This is a genomic window from Actinomycetes bacterium (assembly GCA_036510875.1).
In the GTDB taxonomy this organism is placed as follows: Bacteria; Actinomycetota; Actinomycetes; order Prado026; family Prado026; genus DATCDE01.
The window spans coordinates 1-14,964 of the sequence record DATCDE010000309.1 but is presented as its reverse complement, the minus strand read 5'-3'; the positions used below and the strand labels follow the sequence as shown (position 1 = coordinate 14,964).

Genomic DNA, 14,964 nt, shown 5'->3' with positions numbered 1-14,964 from the left:
CGCTGCGGACCAAGACCCGCACCCCCACGCAGGCCGAGCTGCTCGGCGTGCAGCTGGATGCCCGGTGCCTCACCGGACGGGTCCTGTGCATCGACAAGAGCTCGCGCCGGCTGGCGTGGGTGGTCGACGGGACGCTGCAGCGGGTGCTGGACGTGCGGTTCGGCTCGGAGTACACGCCGACCCGGGAGGGCACGTTCTCCGTGTTCTGGAAGCACATCGACCACGTGTCGACGCTGTACGGCTCGGCGATGCCCGACAGCATGTTCTTCAGCCGGGGACAGGCCGTGCACTACAGCAGTGACTTCGCGGCGCGGGGGTACGCCGGCGCCTCGCACGGCTGCGTCAACGTGCGCGACCGGGCCGGGATCCGGGCGCTGTACGCCGAGGTCCGGGTCGGGGACTCGGTCGTCATCTACGTCAGCTGACCGGGCCGGCTACGCCTCGCGGACGGTGCCGGACTCGACCTGCCAGCGGCGGGTCAGGTGCACGTCGTCCAGCAGCCGACGGTCGTGGCTGACGAGCAGTAGGGTGCCGTCGTAGGCGTCCAGGGCCTCCTCCAGCTGCTCGATGGCCGGCAGGTCCAGGTGGTTGGTCGGCTCGTCCAGGACCAGCAGGTTCACCCCGCGGGCCTGCAGCAGCGCCAGCGCGGCCCGGGTCCGCTCGCCCGGGGACAGCGACCCGGTGAGCCGCAGCACGTGGTCGGCGGCCAGCCCGAACTTGGCCAGCAAGGTGCGCACCTCGGACGTGGGCCACTGCGGCAGCTGCGCCGCGACGGTGTCCAGCAGCGGGGCGGCCTCGTCCAGCTGGGCCCGCGCCTGGTCCACCTCGCCGACGGCGACGCTGCGGCCCAGCGTCGAGCTGCCGGCGTCCAGAGGCAGTCGCCCGAGCAGCATCGCGAGCAGCGTGCTCTTGCCGCCCCCGTTCGGGCCGGTCACGCCGATCCGGTCGCCGGCGTTCAGCTGCAGGTCCAGCGGGCCGATCACGAAGTCGCTGCGGTGCGCGACCGCCCCCCGCAGCGTCGACACCACGTCGCTGGATCGGGGTGCGGCTGCGATGGCGTACTGCAGCTGCCACTCCTTGCGTGGCTCGTCCACCACCTCGAGCCGCTCGATCGCCCGCTCGGTCTGTCGGGCCTTCGCGGCCTGCTTCTCGGTGGCGTCGGTGCGGGCCTTGCGGGCGACCTTGTCGTTGTCGCGCGGCTTGCGCTTCTCCTTGGCGACGCCCTTGTCGCTCCAGGCCCGCTGGGTGCGGGCCCGCTCCTTCAGCCCGCCCAGGGCGTCCGCGTACTCCTCGTAGGCCTCGCGGGCGTGCCGGCGGGCGACCTCCCGCTCCTCCAGGTAGGCGTCGTAGCCGCCGCCGAACACGTTGACGGCCTGCTGGGCCAGGTCGAGCTCGACCACCGTGGTCACGCACCGGCTGAGGAACTCGCGGTCGTGCGAGACGACGACGATGCCGGTGCGCTGGCCGGTCACGAAGGCCTCCAGCCGCTCCAGGCCGTCGAGGTCGAGGTCGTTCGTCGGCTCGTCCAGCAGCAGCACGTCGAACCGGGACAGCAGCAGCGCGGCGAGCCCCACCCGGGCCGCCTGCCCGCCCGACAGCCCGGTCATCGGCAGGGCCGGGTCCAGCGGCAGGCCGAGGTCGGCCAGCACCTGACCGATGCGCTCGTCGAGGTCCGCGGCGCCAAGGGCCAGCCAGCGCTCGAACGCCGTCGAGTAGGAGTCGTCCGCGCCCGGCCGCTGCTCGGCCAGCGCCCCGGTGGCCGCGTCGAGCACGGCCTGCGCCTCGGCCACGCCGGTGCGCCGGGCCAGGTAGCCGTGCACGGTCTCACCGGGTCGGCGTTCCACCTGCTGCGGCAGCCAGCCGACGATCGCGGACGGCGGCGACAGGGTGACCGTGCCCGACAGCGGGGTGAGCCGGCCGGCCAGGATCCGCAGCAGAGTGGACTTGCCCGCCCCGTTGGCCCCGACCAGGCCCACCACTTCGCCGCGGGCAACCACGAGGTCGAGGCCGTCGAACAGGGTGCGGTCGGCGTACCCGGCGGACAAGCCGCGGGCCACCAGGGTGGCGGTCACCCGGCGATGATGCCAGCCGGCGGGCCCGCCACCGGACCGCCGGCCGGGATGGGAGGATGCGGGCGCGACCGTCCCGGCCCTCGGCTCGGACGGGCGCTGGAGGGTTCGCATAGTGGCCGAGTGCATGCGCCTTGAAAGCGCACGACGGGCAACCGTCCGTGGGTTCGAATCCCACACCCTCCGCCGTTGCGCCGCATGAAGGGTAGGAAAGTGCGGCCACGCGCACAGAAGGGCACCTTCATGCAGGGGGGAGGGGTCAGGCGAGGACCTGCAGGGCGGCCGGCCGGACCGTGGCGGTCACCGGCAGCGGCGCCACCCGCTCGCCGTCGCCGTACGCCGTGGCCGGGGTCACCGCACTCAGCGTCACGCTGCTCCCCCTGAGCACCAGCACCTCGTCCAGCTCCACGTGCGAACCGTCGTACAGCTTGGGCAGCCAGCTGATCAGCCGCAGCCGCGACCGAGGCTGGATGATCACCACGTCGAGCAGCCCGTCGGCCAGGGTGGCTGCTGGGGCGATGTGCATGCCGTTGCCGTAGTACCCGGAGTTGGCCACCACCACGGTCGCCGCGCGGTACTCGGCGCCCACGCCGTCGACCTCGACCCGGTAGGTGGTCGGCTGGTACGACACCAGCGCCCGGACCGCCGCGTACGGGTACAGCACCCGGTGCGGCACGTGCCGGGCGTTGTTCACGATCTCCGAGGCCAGCGAGTCGACCCCCACGTAGACGCTGCCGACGACCACCTGCCCGCCGGCGTCGATCACGTCGACCGAGCGGGGGGTCGCGTGCAGCAGGGTCTCGGCGACCTCCTCGGGCCGGGCGGTGAGGCCGAGCTGCCGGGCGAAGTCGTTGCCGCGACCGCTCGGCACCAGGCCCAGCGTGCCACCCGCGGCGACCACGGCCCCTGCGAGCGAGGCCACCATCCCGTCGCCTCCGACGGCGACCACGACGTCACCCTGCGTGACGACCTGCTCGACGAGCGCGGCGGTCGCAGCCGGTCCGGAGCTGTAGGTGACCTCGACCCGCGCGCCCGCCTCACGCAGCAGCCGGGCCACCGGGACGGCCGCCGCACCGGCCGCACCGCCCCCGGACCGCGGGTTCACCAACAGGTGGAAGGACCTCATGGGACCAGGATCCCGGGGTTGAGCACGCCGGACGGGTCGATCCGCTGTTTCACCGCGCGCAGCACCTCGACGCCGACCGGTCCGATCTCCTGCGCGAGCCACGGCTGGTGGTCGCGCCCGACGCCGTGGTGGTGCGTGATCGTCGCGCCGGCGGCGGCGATCGCCTCGGACGCCGCGGTCTTCGCCACCGTCCACTCGGCCAGTGGGTCGGCCAGCTCCTTGGCCACCACGGTGAAGTACAGCGAGGCGCCGGTCGGGTACACGTGCGAGATGTGGCCCAGCACGAGCGAAGGCGCGCCCTGCCCGGCCAGCGCCCTCACCACCGCCGTCCGCACCCGCTCGTACAGCGACAGCAGCTGCGACCAGAACGTCGCGGTCTCGAGGGTCTCAACGAGGACGCCGACGTCGAGCAGGGAGTCCCGCAGGTACGGGCCGGCGAAGCGGCCGCGCTCCCACGCCGTCCCCGGGCCCTCGCCCAGCGGATCCGCACCGAGCGCCGCCAGCCGGGCGCCGGTGGCCGCCCGCAGCGCTTCGACGCCGTCCGGCTCGCCCTCGTAGCCGGTGATGAGCACGCAACCGCCGCCACCCTCGCCACCGCCGACGGCGGACGGGGAGGACAGGTTGACCGCCGTCTCGATCTCGTCCGACAGCCGCAGCACCGTCGGCGTGACGCCCGCCTGCACGAGGTCGCGCACGGCCGCCGCGCCGGCCGCGAAGGACCCGAACCGCCAGCCCTCGTAGACCCGGACCGGCGGCACCGGCCGGACCCGTAGCGTCACCTCGGTGATCACCCCGAAGGCACCCTCGGAGCCGAGCACCAGCTGGCGCAGGTCCGGGCCGGCGGCGCTGGCCGGGGCGTGGCCCAGCTGCCAGGTCCCGATCGGTGTCGCCACCTTCAGGCCGAGCACCAGCGAGTCGAACCGGCCGTAGCCGGACGACGACTGCCCGCTCGACCGGGTCGCCGCGAAGCCGCCGATGGAGGCGTACTCGAAGGACTGCGGGAAGTGGCCGAGGGTGAACCCGTGCTCGCCGAGCAGCGACTCGGCCCGCGGGCCGAGCACGCCCGCCTCGAGCACCGCCGTCCCGGACTCCGCGTCGAGCGCGACCAGCCGGTCCAGCCGGGAGAGGTCGAGGGCCAGCACGCCGGCGTACCCGTCGCGGCGGGCGGCCAGGCCGCCCACGACCGACGTCCCGCCGCCGAACGGGACCAGGGCGACCCGGTGCCGGCCGCACCACTCGACGACAGCCGCCACCTGATCGTGCCCGGCCGGTCGCACCACCACGTCGGGAGCGTCGCTGCCGTCCCCGGCGCGCATCCGCAGCAGGTCCGGCGTCGACTTCCCCCGGGTGTGCCGTACCCGGGTCTCGTGGTCGAGGTGCACGTGCTCCGCGCCGACCAGCGCGCGCAGCCCGTCGAGCGTCTCGGGCGGGAGCGCCGGCTCGGGGAGGCGCACGGCGTCCAGGCCGACCGATAAGTGGTCGGCCAGCGGGCCGAACGCCGCATCGACCAGTCCACGGGCCGAGTCGGGCAGGGGCTGGGCCAGGTCCGGGTCGCCCCAGCGGGCCCAGTGCGGGGGGATCGTCACGCGCTACAGTGTGACATGTGGCGTCACTTCGTAACAGTACCGATCCGGACCTCGCCGTGCTGCTCGCCGCCCGCGAGTGCATCCGGGAGGTGGGCTGGCGGCGCACCACGCTGACCGACGTCGCGCGCCGGGCCGGCGTCTCCCGGATGACCCTGTACCGCCGCTGGGCGGACATGCAGTCGCTGTTGGCCGACCTGATGACCCAGGAGTGGTCCGGGGTGCTCGAGGACGCCGCCCTCGACGCCAGCGCCTCGTCGCTGGACCGGCTGGCCGGCGCCGTCACCGCGACGGTCACCGCGCTGCGCGACAACGAGCTGTTCCGCAAGATCGTGCACGTCGACCCCGAGCTGCTGCTGCCGTACGTGCTGGACCGGCGGGGGCGCACCCAGGACTCGATCCTGGCCCTGCTCGAGGCGGCCATCCGGGCCGGGCAGCAGGACGGCTCGATCCGGGCCGGCGACCCGACCCTGCTGGCCCGCTCGCTGCTGCTGGCGGCGCACGGCTTCGCGTTCTCGGTCGAGACGATGGCCGACGGCGCGGGCCCCTCGATCGGGGCGTTCGACGACGAGCTGCGCCACCTGACCGAGCGGTACCTGCGGCCATGAGCGCCATCGCCCTGGACGCGCGCCGCCGGGAACGCGAGCTCGACGGGGCCACCGACGGGCGGGTGGTCGACGTCCTCGTGGTGGGGCTGGGGGTCACCGGCGCCGGGGTGGCGCTGGACGCGGCATCCCGCGGGCTGTCCGTCGTCGCCGTCGACGCGCACGACCTGGCCTTCGGCACCTCGCGGTGGAGCTCGAAGCTGGTGCACGGCGGGCTGCGCTACCTGGCTCACGGCCAGGTCGGTGTGGCCCACGAGAGCGCGGTCGAGCGCGGCATCCTGATGACCCGGACGGCACCGCACCTCACCCGGCCGCTGCCCATGCTGGTCCCGCTGACCCCCCTGGTCGGCCGCACGCAGGAGGCACTGACGCGTAGCGGCCTGCTGGCCGGCGACCTGCTGCGCCGCAGCGCGCTCACGCCTCGCGACGAGCTGCCGCTGCCGCGCCGGCTGAACCGCACCGAGACCCTAGCGGTGGCTCCGGTGCTGCGGCGCGAGGGGCTGCGCGGTGGCCTGCTCTCCTGGGACGGCCAGCTGGAGGACGACGCCCGCCTGGTGGTCGCGCTGGCCCGAACGGCGGCAGCGCACGAGGCCCGCATCCTCACCCGGGTCCGGGTCACTGACCTCGACGGTCGGGGCGCCGTGGTCCGCGACGAGCTCACCGGCCGCACCGCCGAGATCCGGGCCAAGGTGGTGGTCAACGCCGCCGGAGTGTGGGCCGGCGACCTGGTGCCGGACGTCGCACTGCGGCCGTCGCGCGGCACCCACCTGGTGCTGCGCGGGTCCAGCCTGCCCGGCCTCGCCGTGGCGGTGACCGTCCCCGTCCCGGGGGAGACGAACCGGTTCGTCTTCGCGCTGCCGCAGCCGGACGGCCTGGTCTACCTGGGGCTCACCGACGAGCCGGTGGACGGCGACGTCCCCGACGTCCCCGAGCCCAGCGAGGCGGAGATCGGGTTCCTGCTCGACGTCGTCGCCGCGCAGTTCGAGCGCCCCGTGCACCGCAGCGACGTGGTCGGCGCGTTCGCCGGCCTGCGCCCCCTGCTCGAGGCCGGCGGCCGCACCGCTGACCTGTCCCGGCGGCACGCGGTGCTGGTGTCCGAGATCGGGGTGGTCACGGTCGTGGGCGGGAAGTTGACGACGTATCGCCGGATGGCGCAGGACGCGGTCGATACCGCGATGCGCACGGCCGGGCTGGCCGCCGGACCGTGCCGCACCCGGCGGCTGCCGTTGATTGGGGCCGCCGACCGCGAGCTGCTCGCGCTGCTCGAGGCGCCCGCTCGGCTGGTCCGCCGGTACGGGACCGAGGCCGCGGCCGTGCTGAAGTCGGCTCGGGCGGTTTCCGGACTCACCGATGCGGAGCTGCTGGCGCCGGTCGCAGCCGGCGTCCCGGTGACGATGGCCGAGCTGCTCTGGGGGGTGACCCACGAAGGGGCGCTGGACGCCGACGACCTGCTCGACCGGCGGACCCGCATCGGGCTGGTCCCCGCGGACCGGGAGCTGGCTGTCGGTGCTGCGGAGCGGGCCCTGGACCTGGCGGCCGGCGCGCTGGCCGCCACCCCTTAGTTAACGCCTCGCAAGTTTTTGGCACCGTCTGCCAAGAGCGTCGATCATGAGCCTGCTCGAGCGCGTCCTCCCGCTGCAAGGGCGGAGCGGACGCTGGCGATCGGGACACTGGTCAACACCTTGGGCAACGGCATGTTCGTCACCGAAGCGCCATCTACTTCACCCAGGTCGTCGGGCTGCCCGCGGTCCAGGTGGGCCTCGGACTCACCATCGCGGGTGCCGCCGGTCTCCTGGTCGGCGTCCCGATGGGCCACGTCGCCGACCTGCGTGGCCCGCGGGAGATGCTGGTCCTGCTCACCGGGCTGCTGGGGATCGCCGTGCTCGGTTACCTGCTGGTGGCGACCTTCCTCGGGTCGTGGCCGTCGCCGTCGTCGGCACGCTGATCGACCGGGCCGAGGGTGCGGCCCGCGGAGCCCTCATCGCCACCATGGGCGAGCCCGAGCACCGGGTCCGGCTGCGCGCCCACCTGCGCGCCGTCACCACCGTCGGGATCACCCTCGGCGGCCTGGTCGGCGCGCTCGCCCTGGTCGTCGACTCACCATGGGGCTACCGCGCCGTCGTGGCGCTCGACGCCGCCACCTTCCTGGCGACCGCCCTGGTGGCCCGGCGGCTGCGGCACCTGCGCCCGACACTGCACCCCGGCGAGGGGCCGCGGCTGGTCGCCCTGCGCGACCGGCCGTTCCTCGCGGACGTGGTCTATGCCTCGTCGTGCCTCGGTGGCCCACTGGTCGCGGAGGTGGTGCTCGTGCTGGGAGCCCTCGCTCACGTCGCGGGGGAGCTGCTGCCGGCCGCCGGCAGCTGGGCCCAAGGGTTCGGGCTGGCCCCGCAGTCGGCGCAGGGGCAGTACCAGGGGCTGTTCAGCACGGGCTTCGCGGCGACCACCATGCTGGCCCCCGCGGTGCTCACCGCGGGGGTCGTCGGCTGGGGGGCCGCCGGGCTGGTCCGTCCCGGGCGCGCTGTTCGCCGTCGCCGGGCTGGCGACGGTCCCGGTCGCCCGGTGGGCCCTGCGCAGCGCCCCGTCGGCCACCCTGGTGCGCTGCGCGACGGCCTGAAGCCGCCCACGCCGCCATGAAGGGTAGGACGGTGCGGCCCTACGCACAGAACGGCGCACCTTCATGCGGAGGGGAGGGGGGTGCGGGTGACCCGGTTGGCGGCGGCGGTCGCGGCGGGGCTGGGTCCTAGGACGGTCGAGAGCGCCCTCGTCGCGACGGTGCCCACGACCCGGGCCGGCGCCGGCGGCAGCACCGGGCGCGCGGCCAGGTGCGCCGCGAGGTCGGGCGGCAGCGTCGCTGCTGCCGCCGCGGCCAGCAGCTGGTAGCCGGCCCGGGTGGCCGCCGGCAGCGGCGGGTCGAGGATGAAGGCGTGCGCCTCGGCCGTCGCCACGGTGGCCGCCAGCTCGGGCCGGAACTCGGCGTAGAGGTCCTCGACGTCCCGCGCGCTGCGCGGCAACGGATGAGCGCCCAGCTGCTCGCCGATGCGGGCCGTCTCGCCCAGGTAGGCATCCCGGTCGAACCGGGTACGGCCGTAGGTCGCCACCGCGGTGGCGAGGGAGTCGACCAGGGTGAGGTGCACCCAGGCCAGCAGCCGTGGGTCGGCCGCCGAGTAGGCCACACCGTCGTCGGTCACCCCGCGGACCGGCTGGTGGGCCCGCTCGACCGCCCGGCAGGCCGCCTCCGCCTGGGCTGTCGTCCCGAACGCCGTCAGCGTGACGAACGCCGCCGTCCGCTGCAGCCGGCCGATCGGGTCCTCCCGGTAGCCGGAGTGCTGGTCGAACCCGGCCAGCACGACCGGGTGCATCGCCTGCAGCAGCAGCGCCCGGATTCCACCCACGAGGGTCGCCGCGTCCCGGTGCACGGTCCACACCGCGGAGCCGGGGCCGAACCAGCCGGCGTCGCCGTCCGCGGCCATGGCCCGCACCCACGGTGGCGCGCCGTCCGGCTCGCCGGACAGCAGCGAGCGCACGTTGCCGCGCACCGGTTCGGCGGCGGCGGCGGCCAGGCGCCGCAGGGACATGTCTTGGACGGTACGGCCGTCCGCCCGACCTCGCTCGTCGAGACCCGGCACACTGTCCGCGTGACCTCGACCCTGGCTATCGACTGCGGTGGCGGCGGGATCAAGGCCTCCGTCTTGGACGAGGCCGCGACGATGCACGCCCACCCGATGCGGGTACCCACGCCGTACCCGCTGCCGACCGAGCTGTTCGTCCGCACCCTGGTCGAGCTGGCCGCGCAGCTGCCGGCCGCGGACCGGGCGACCATCGGCCTCCCCGGCATGATCCGGCACGGCGTGGTGATCGCGACGCCGCACTACGTCAACCGGGCTGGGCCGCGGACCCGGCTGGACCCGGACCTGCTCGGGCAGTGGTCTGGTTTCGACGCGCAGAGCGCGCTGGCACACGCGCTGGGCATGCCCGCGCTGGTGCTCAACGACGCGGAGGTGCACGGCGCGGGGGTCGTCGCCGGGACCGGCCTGGAGCTGGTGCTGACGCTGGGCACCGGGCTGGGCTGCGCACTGTTCGACGGCGGCCAGCTGGCGCCGCACCTGGAGGTGTCGCAGGCCCCGGTGCGCTGGGGGCTGTCCTACGACACGTTCGTGGGGGAGCCCGAGCGGCGGCGGCTGGGCGACGCGTTCTGGTCCCGGCGGGTGCGCCGCGTGGTGGACGCGCTGCGGCCGGTGTTCCTGTGGGACCGGCTCTACCTGGGTGGCGGCAACTCGCGGCGGATCCGGCCCGAGCAGCTCGAGCGGATGGGCGACGACGTGGTGGTGGTGCCCAACACCGCCGGGATCGTGGGCGGCGTGCGGGCCTGGTCGCTGCGGACGGCCTGACCCTCAGGCCGTCGCGACCGCCTCGCGGGTCAGCCGCTCCACCACGTCGTCGTCCACGGTGTCGAAGAAGCCGCCGACGACGTCCTCGACGTGGTCGAAGGAGTCGGCGCAGAACAGGATCGGCTGGTAGTGGGTGATGTCGTAGGTCTGCCGGCCCATCCGGCCGACGTCGAGCGGGCGCAGGTCGGCCGAGCGGAACTCCTGGATCTCGCCGTAGGAGGACAGCAGGCCGGCACCGTAGGTGCGCACCACGTCACCTTCGCGCAGCACGCCGAACTCCAGCGAGAACCAGAACACCTTGGAGAAGAACTCGAGCGCGTCGGGGGACTCGACCCGGCGGGCTGCTCGGCCGGCGGCGCGGTACAGCGCCGCGAACCGGTCGTCGGCCAGGCAGCTGGCGTGGCCGACGACCTCGTGGATGACGTCCGGCTCCGGGGTGTACAGCGGCACCGAGTGGTGCCGGATGTACTGCGTGGAGTGGAACACCCCGTCATCGAGCGACCCGTAGAACTGCAGCAGCGGCACCAGCCCGGCGGCCGGCGCGTAGCGGAACCCGGTGAGCGGCCGCAGTGCGGCGGTGACCTCGCCGAGCTGCGGGATGTGGTCGGTGGGCAGCCGCAGGCGCTCGGCGCCGTCACGGAACTGCTGGCAGGCGAGGTCCCGGTGCAGCACAGCCAGCTCGGCGCTGACGGTGCGCCAGACCTCGTGCTCCTCGGCGGTGTACTCGGCGTGCGGCACCGGCAGGCCCGGCTGCCACTCCAGCGCGAGCTCGGCGATCGCGTTGCGGCGGGCCCGGTAGACCGGGTCGCCCACGCCGGGATGGTCGGCGCCGAGCTCGACCTCGACGGTGCCGTCGGCGCCGCGGGTCACCGGTGCGTACAGCTGCGCTGCCTCGAACATGGCCGCCTCCGGGGTCGCCGTCTGGCTCGATGCGTGGGCTGTGCTGGTGCCGTCACGGGGTGTGTGACGTATCCCACATGACATCACGGACGGCGTCCGGCTGTCACACCCGCTACTCGGTCAGCTGACGCGCTCGCGTGAAGGCTTGGACGGCGGCGTCGACGTCGGTGTCGCGGTGCGCGGCGGACAGCTGGACCCGGATCCGGGCCTGGCCCTTGGGCACCACGGGGAACGAGAAGGCCACCGCGTAGACGCCGTCCGCGAACAGCCGCTCGGCCATCCGGCTGGCCACCCGCGCGTCGCCGAACATGACCGGCACGATCGGGTGCTCGCCCGGCAGCAGGTCGAAGCCGGCCGCCTCCATGCCGGCCCGGAACCGCGCCGCGTTCGCGTGCACCCGGGTGCGCAGGTCGTCCGATGACGACAGCAGGTCGAGCACGGTGAGGGACGTCGCCACGATCGCCGGGGCCACCGAGTTGGAGAACAAGTACGGCCGGGCCCGCTGCTTGAGCAGCTGGACGAGCTCGCCGCGCCCGCTCACGTAGCCGCCGCTGGCGCCGCCGAGGGCCTTGCCCAGGGTGCCGGTGACGATGTCCACCCGGTCGGTCACCCCGAACAGCTCGGGGGTGCCGCGGCCGGTGGGCCCGACCACCCCGACCGCGTGCGAGTCGTCGACCAGGACCAGCGCGTCGTAGCGGTCGGCCAGCGCACAGATCCGGTCGAGCGGCGCGTGGTAGCCGTCCATCGAGAACACGCCGTCGGTGACGATCAGCCGGTAGCGGGCCTCCGCCGACTCGGCCAGCCGCTGCTCGAGCTCGGCCATGTCCCGGTTGGCGTAGCGCAGCCGCTGAGCCTTGCTCAGCCGGATGCCGTCGATGAGCGAGGCGTGGTTGAGCGCGTCCGAGATGACGGTGTCCCGCTCGTCCAGCAGCGCCTCGAACACCCCGCCGTTGGCGTCGAAGCAGGAGCCGAACAAGATCGTGTCCTCGGTGCCGAGGAACTCGCTGAGCCGGTTCTCCAGCTCCCGGTGGATGGTCTGGGTGCCGCAGATGAACCGCACCGAGGCCATCCCGAAGCCCCAGCGGTCCACCGCGTCGCGGGCCGCAGCGACCAGGTCCGGGTGGTCGGCCAGGCCGAGGTAGTTGTTCGCGCAGAAGTTGAGGATCTCCCGGCCGTCGGCGTCGCGGACATGGGTGCCCTGCGGCGAGCTGAGCACCCGCTCGGGTTTCCACACCCCGGTGGCCCGCATCTCGTCCATGCGCTCGGTGAGCTCCGCGCGCAGCCGGCTGAGCACGTCAGACATGGCTCCCCCTGATCCTCGACCCGGTCACTGCTGGCTCCAGTCCATGACCACCTTGCCGGCCTGGCCGGAGCCGGCGACGTCGAAAGCCTGCTCGAACTCGGCGGCCGGGAACCGGTGGGTGATCACCGGGGCGATGTCCAGCCCCGAGCCCACCAGCACCGACATGGCGTACCAGGTCTCGAAGATCTCCCGGCCGTAGATGCCCTTGACCGTGAGCATCGAGGTGACCACCTTGACCCAGTCGAAGGCGATCTCGCCCGACGGCAGGCCGAGCAGCGCGATCCGGCCGCCGTTGGCCATCGACGAGATCATCGAGTGCAGCGCCGCGGGCGCGCCGGACATCTCCAGCCCGATGTCGAAGCCCTCCTTCATGCCCAGCTCGGCCATCACGTCGTCCACCGTCGTCCGGGTGACGTCGACCGCCCGGGTCACCGCACCCATCGAGCGGGCCAGCGCCAGCCGCGGCCCGCTGACGTCGGTGACGACCACGTTGCGGGCGCCGGCCTGGCGCACGACGGACGCCGCCATGATCCCGATCGGCCCGGCCCCGGTGACGAGCACGTCCTCACCGAGCACCGGGAAGGACAGCGCCGCGTGCACCGCGTTGCCGAACGGGTCGAAGATCGCGGCCACGTCCGGATCGAGGTCGGCCGGGTGCCGCCAGATGTTGGACGCCGGGACCGCGACGTAGTCGGCGAACCCGCCGTCCCGGTTCACCCCGATGCTCACCGTGTTCGGGCACAGCTGGCGGCGTCCGGCCTGGCAGTTGCGGCAGCGGCCGCAGACGATGTGGCCCTCCACGCTGACCAGGTCGCCGACCGCGAGGGTGTCGACGCCCGGGCCGAGCTCGTCGATGTGCCCGGCGATCTCGTGCCCGATCGTCAGTGGCGGGCGGATCACCTGCTGGGCCCACGCGTCCCACGCCCGGATGTGCAGGTCGGTGCCGCAGATGCCGGTCCGCAGGACCCGGACGAGCACCTCGCCCGGGCCAGCCTGTGGTCTCGGCACCTCCCGCAGCTCCAGACCGGGGCCAGCCGTCGCCTTCACCAGTGCCCGCACCGGAGCCTCCTCGTCGAGTCCCGGACATCATGGCAGCGCGGTGACCATCGGCACTGGACGGGTGGGCCGGCTCGCCCGACCCTGGTCCCGAGGTGCCCTGATGCTTGAGACGGCGTTGGACATGTACTGGCTCGGCCAGGTGCTCGGCCTCGGCAGCCGGGCCCGCCGGGTGCTCACCGACCTGCCGGGCGACCTGGACTTCCTCGACGCCGCCCGGCGCGGGCTGCTGCCGGTCCCGCTCGACAGATACCCGCAGGCCCGCTCGCCGTTCCCGGTCCCCGGCCGGCCGGGGACCGGCGTGCGCCGGGCGGGGACGGCGCTGGCCGGGCGCCGGGTCGCGGTGGCGGCTTCCGGCGGCAGCGGGGCGATGGCCAGCCTGCTCGGCGTGCTGCGCGCCTTCGAGGAGGCCCAGGTGAGGCCGACGGCCATGACGGTGAGCTCCGGGTCGGCGCTGTTCGGGCTGCCGTGGGCCACCGGGCGGTCGGCCGACGAGGTGGCCGAGTTCCTGCTCGGGCTGCACCCGAGGGACTACGTCGACCCGGACTGGGTCGGCCTGCTCCGGGCAGCCCCGGCCCTGGGGCGCGGCTTCGGCGGGCTGCTGCGCGGCGAGGCGCTGGAGGCGACGCTGCACAGGTTCCTCGGCGACATCCGGCTCGGCGACCTGCCGGTGCCCTGCTACGCACCGGCCTGGAGCATCGAGGAGAACCGGGTGCAGTTCCTGGGGACCCGCACGACACCGGACCTGCCGGTCGCGCGGGCGATCCGGGTCGCGATGGCGCTGCCCATCTGGGTGGCGCCGGTGCGGCTGGACGACGGCGCGTGGTGCGACGGCGGTCTGGTGGACGTGTTCCCGGTCGCCCCGCTGCTGGACGTCGAACCGCCGCCGGACATCGCCCTCACCGTCAACGCCTACTTCCCCTCGGGGCTGGTGGCGGAGGTGGACACGGGATGGGACGAGCGAGCGCTGAGCCTGCTCAACATCGAGTCGCAGTTCCGCACCGCCCAGCACCTGCAGGTCGCCCGGCAGAACATGGCCCGGCTGCTGGCGGCCTGCCCGGTGGTGACGGTCGAGCCGGTGCCCTACTCCGTCGTCCGGGGGGCCGGGCTGTACCGGCAGTACGTGGACACCAGGAACTGGCCACGGTTCATGCTCGACGGGCTGCGGGCGGGGCGCCGCGCCCTGGTCGCCGCAGCCGGCCGGACCTGAGGGGCGGCCGGGCTAGTCGAGGAGCGCGGCGGCCACCAGTGCGCGCAGGGACGCCGCGGAACCGGCCCACGACTGGTTGCCTAGCGCCCGCTTGTAGTACCGCTGGGCCACGTGCTCCCAGGTGAACCCGGTGCCGCCGAGCACCTGGATCGCGGCCTCGGCCCCGAACACCGCCGCGTCCGCGGCTGCGGCCTTGGCCTGCGCGGCGGCCAGGGTCGCCTCCTGCGCGCTCACCTCGTCGGCGTCCGACTCGCGGGTCTCGACCGCCCACGCGGCCCGGTAGGCCAGTGACCGGGCCAGCTCGAGCCGGACGTAGGCGTCGGCCACCCGGTGCGAGACGGCCTGGTAGGTGCCGATCACCCGGCCGAACTGCTCGCGGGCCTTGGCGTGCTCGGCCGCGAGCTCGAAGACGCGCTGCGCGACGCCGACCGACTCGAGGGCGAGCGCGGCCGTGGCCCGCAGGGCCACCGCGTCGAGCACCACGCGGGCCTGCTCGCCGATGGCCAGCGCCGCCGCCGGGGTGCCGTCGAGGCCCAGCGTGCCGATCCGGCGGGTCCGGTCGGTGGTGGACCGCATCGTCACGGTGGCGCGGGCTGCGGGCAGCCCGACGAGGAACAGCCCCGGCCCGTCGTCGGTGCCGGCCACCACGACCACCTGCTCGGCCGCGCCCAGGTCCGCCACGTCGTCCTTGGTGCCGGTCAGGGTCCAGCCGCCGGACCCGCCT

At 74.4% G+C, this 14,964-nt stretch carries 15 protein-coding genes and 1 tRNA gene; 8 read left to right on the top strand and 8 right to left on the bottom strand.

The features are described 5' to 3' along the window. A partial coding sequence (locus VIM19_17995; GenBank protein HEY5186744.1) for a L,D-transpeptidase occupies positions 1–425 on the top strand: 425 nt, incomplete at its 5' end. A gap of 9 nt (positions 426–434) precedes the next feature. Here the strand turns inward: VIM19_17995 and VIM19_17990 are convergent. Continuing rightward, positions 435–2,072, bottom strand: a complete 1,638-nt coding sequence (locus VIM19_17990; GenBank protein ID HEY5186743.1) for an ABC-F family ATP-binding cassette domain-containing protein — start codon at positions 2,070–2,072, stop codon at positions 435–437. A gap of 98 nt (positions 2,073–2,170) precedes the next feature. Here VIM19_17990 and VIM19_17985 point away from each other — a divergent pair. After that, a tRNA-Ser gene (locus VIM19_17985) sits at positions 2,171–2,255 on the top strand. Between the two features lie 73 nt (positions 2,256–2,328). On the opposite strand, the gene VIM19_17980 is transcribed toward VIM19_17985, so the two are convergent. After that, positions 2,329–3,195 (bottom strand): diacylglycerol kinase family protein, encoded by an 867-nt coding sequence (locus tag VIM19_17980; protein HEY5186742.1) that lies wholly within the window; start codon positions 3,193–3,195, stop codon positions 2,329–2,331. Further along, entirely contained in the window at positions 3,192–4,781 is a 1,590-nt protein-coding gene (locus tag VIM19_17975; GenBank protein HEY5186741.1) for an FAD-binding oxidoreductase, read from the bottom strand. Before VIM19_17975 ends, VIM19_17980 begins: the two co-directional genes overlap by 4 nt. Positions 4,782–4,798: 17 nt before the next feature. Here VIM19_17975 and VIM19_17970 point away from each other — a divergent pair, with 17 nt between their 5' ends. The 4 genes from VIM19_17970 (at position 4,799) to VIM19_17955 (ending at position 8,017) form a co-directional block, all read left to right on the top strand. After that, the gene (locus VIM19_17970) at positions 4,799–5,386 is read left to right on the top strand and encodes a TetR/AcrR family transcriptional regulator (GenBank protein HEY5186740.1); all 588 of its coding nucleotides are present in this window, start codon (positions 4,799–4,801) and stop codon (positions 5,384–5,386) included. Beyond that, entirely contained in the window at positions 5,383–6,945 is a 1,563-nt protein-coding gene (locus tag VIM19_17965) for a glycerol-3-phosphate dehydrogenase/oxidase (GenBank protein ID HEY5186739.1), read from the top strand. Before VIM19_17970 ends, VIM19_17965 begins: the two co-directional genes overlap by 4 nt. Before the next feature lie 191 nt (positions 6,946–7,136). Further along, positions 7,137–7,328, top strand: coding sequence for a hypothetical protein (locus VIM19_17960; protein HEY5186738.1), 192 nt, complete (start codon positions 7,137–7,139; stop codon positions 7,326–7,328). Further along, the gene (locus VIM19_17955) at positions 7,301–8,017 is read left to right on the top strand and encodes a hypothetical protein (protein ID HEY5186737.1); all 717 of its coding nucleotides are present in this window, start codon (positions 7,301–7,303) and stop codon (positions 8,015–8,017) included. Before VIM19_17960 ends, VIM19_17955 begins: the two co-directional genes overlap by 28 nt. A 41-nt stretch (positions 8,018–8,058) precedes the next feature. On the opposite strand, the gene VIM19_17950 is transcribed toward VIM19_17955, so the two are convergent. After that, positions 8,059–8,958 carry an oxygenase MpaB family protein gene (locus VIM19_17950; GenBank protein HEY5186736.1) on the bottom strand — a complete coding sequence of 300 codons (900 nt, stop codon included), beginning with the start codon at positions 8,956–8,958 and terminating at the stop codon, positions 8,059–8,061. A 60-nt stretch (positions 8,959–9,018) separates the two neighbouring features. On the opposite strand from VIM19_17950, the gene VIM19_17945 reads away from it, so the two are divergent. Beyond that, positions 9,019–9,771: an ROK family protein gene (locus VIM19_17945; GenBank protein HEY5186735.1), complete on the top strand. Its 753-nt coding sequence runs from the start codon at positions 9,019–9,021 to the stop codon at positions 9,769–9,771. A 3-nt stretch (positions 9,772–9,774) separates the two neighbouring features. On the opposite strand, the gene VIM19_17940 is transcribed toward VIM19_17945, so the two are convergent. The 3 genes from VIM19_17940 to tdh all read right to left on the bottom strand — a co-directional run bounded on the left by VIM19_17940 (position 9,775) and on the right by tdh (position 13,033). Then, on the bottom strand, positions 9,775–10,671 hold the full coding sequence (locus tag VIM19_17940; GenBank protein ID HEY5186734.1) for a phenylalanine 4-monooxygenase: 897 nt from the start codon (positions 10,669–10,671) through the stop codon (positions 9,775–9,777). A gap of 112 nt (positions 10,672–10,783) precedes the next feature. Then, positions 10,784–11,965 carry a glycine C-acetyltransferase gene (locus tag VIM19_17935; protein ID HEY5186733.1) on the bottom strand — a complete coding sequence of 394 codons (1,182 nt, stop codon included), beginning with the start codon at positions 11,963–11,965 and terminating at the stop codon, positions 10,784–10,786. Between the two features lie 33 nt (positions 11,966–11,998). Then, entirely contained in the window at positions 11,999–13,033 is a 1,035-nt protein-coding gene (gene tdh, locus VIM19_17930) for an L-threonine 3-dehydrogenase (protein HEY5186732.1), read from the bottom strand. Between the two features lie 100 nt (positions 13,034–13,133). Here tdh and VIM19_17925 point away from each other — a divergent pair, with 100 nt between their 5' ends. Beyond that, positions 13,134–14,240: a patatin-like phospholipase family protein gene (locus VIM19_17925; protein ID HEY5186731.1), complete on the top strand. Its 1,107-nt coding sequence runs from the start codon at positions 13,134–13,136 to the stop codon at positions 14,238–14,240. Between the two features lie 12 nt (positions 14,241–14,252). Here VIM19_17925 and VIM19_17920 read toward each other — a convergent pair. After that, on the bottom strand, positions 14,253–14,964 hold a 712-nt coding region (locus VIM19_17920; GenBank protein HEY5186730.1), incomplete at its 5' end, for an acyl-CoA dehydrogenase family protein.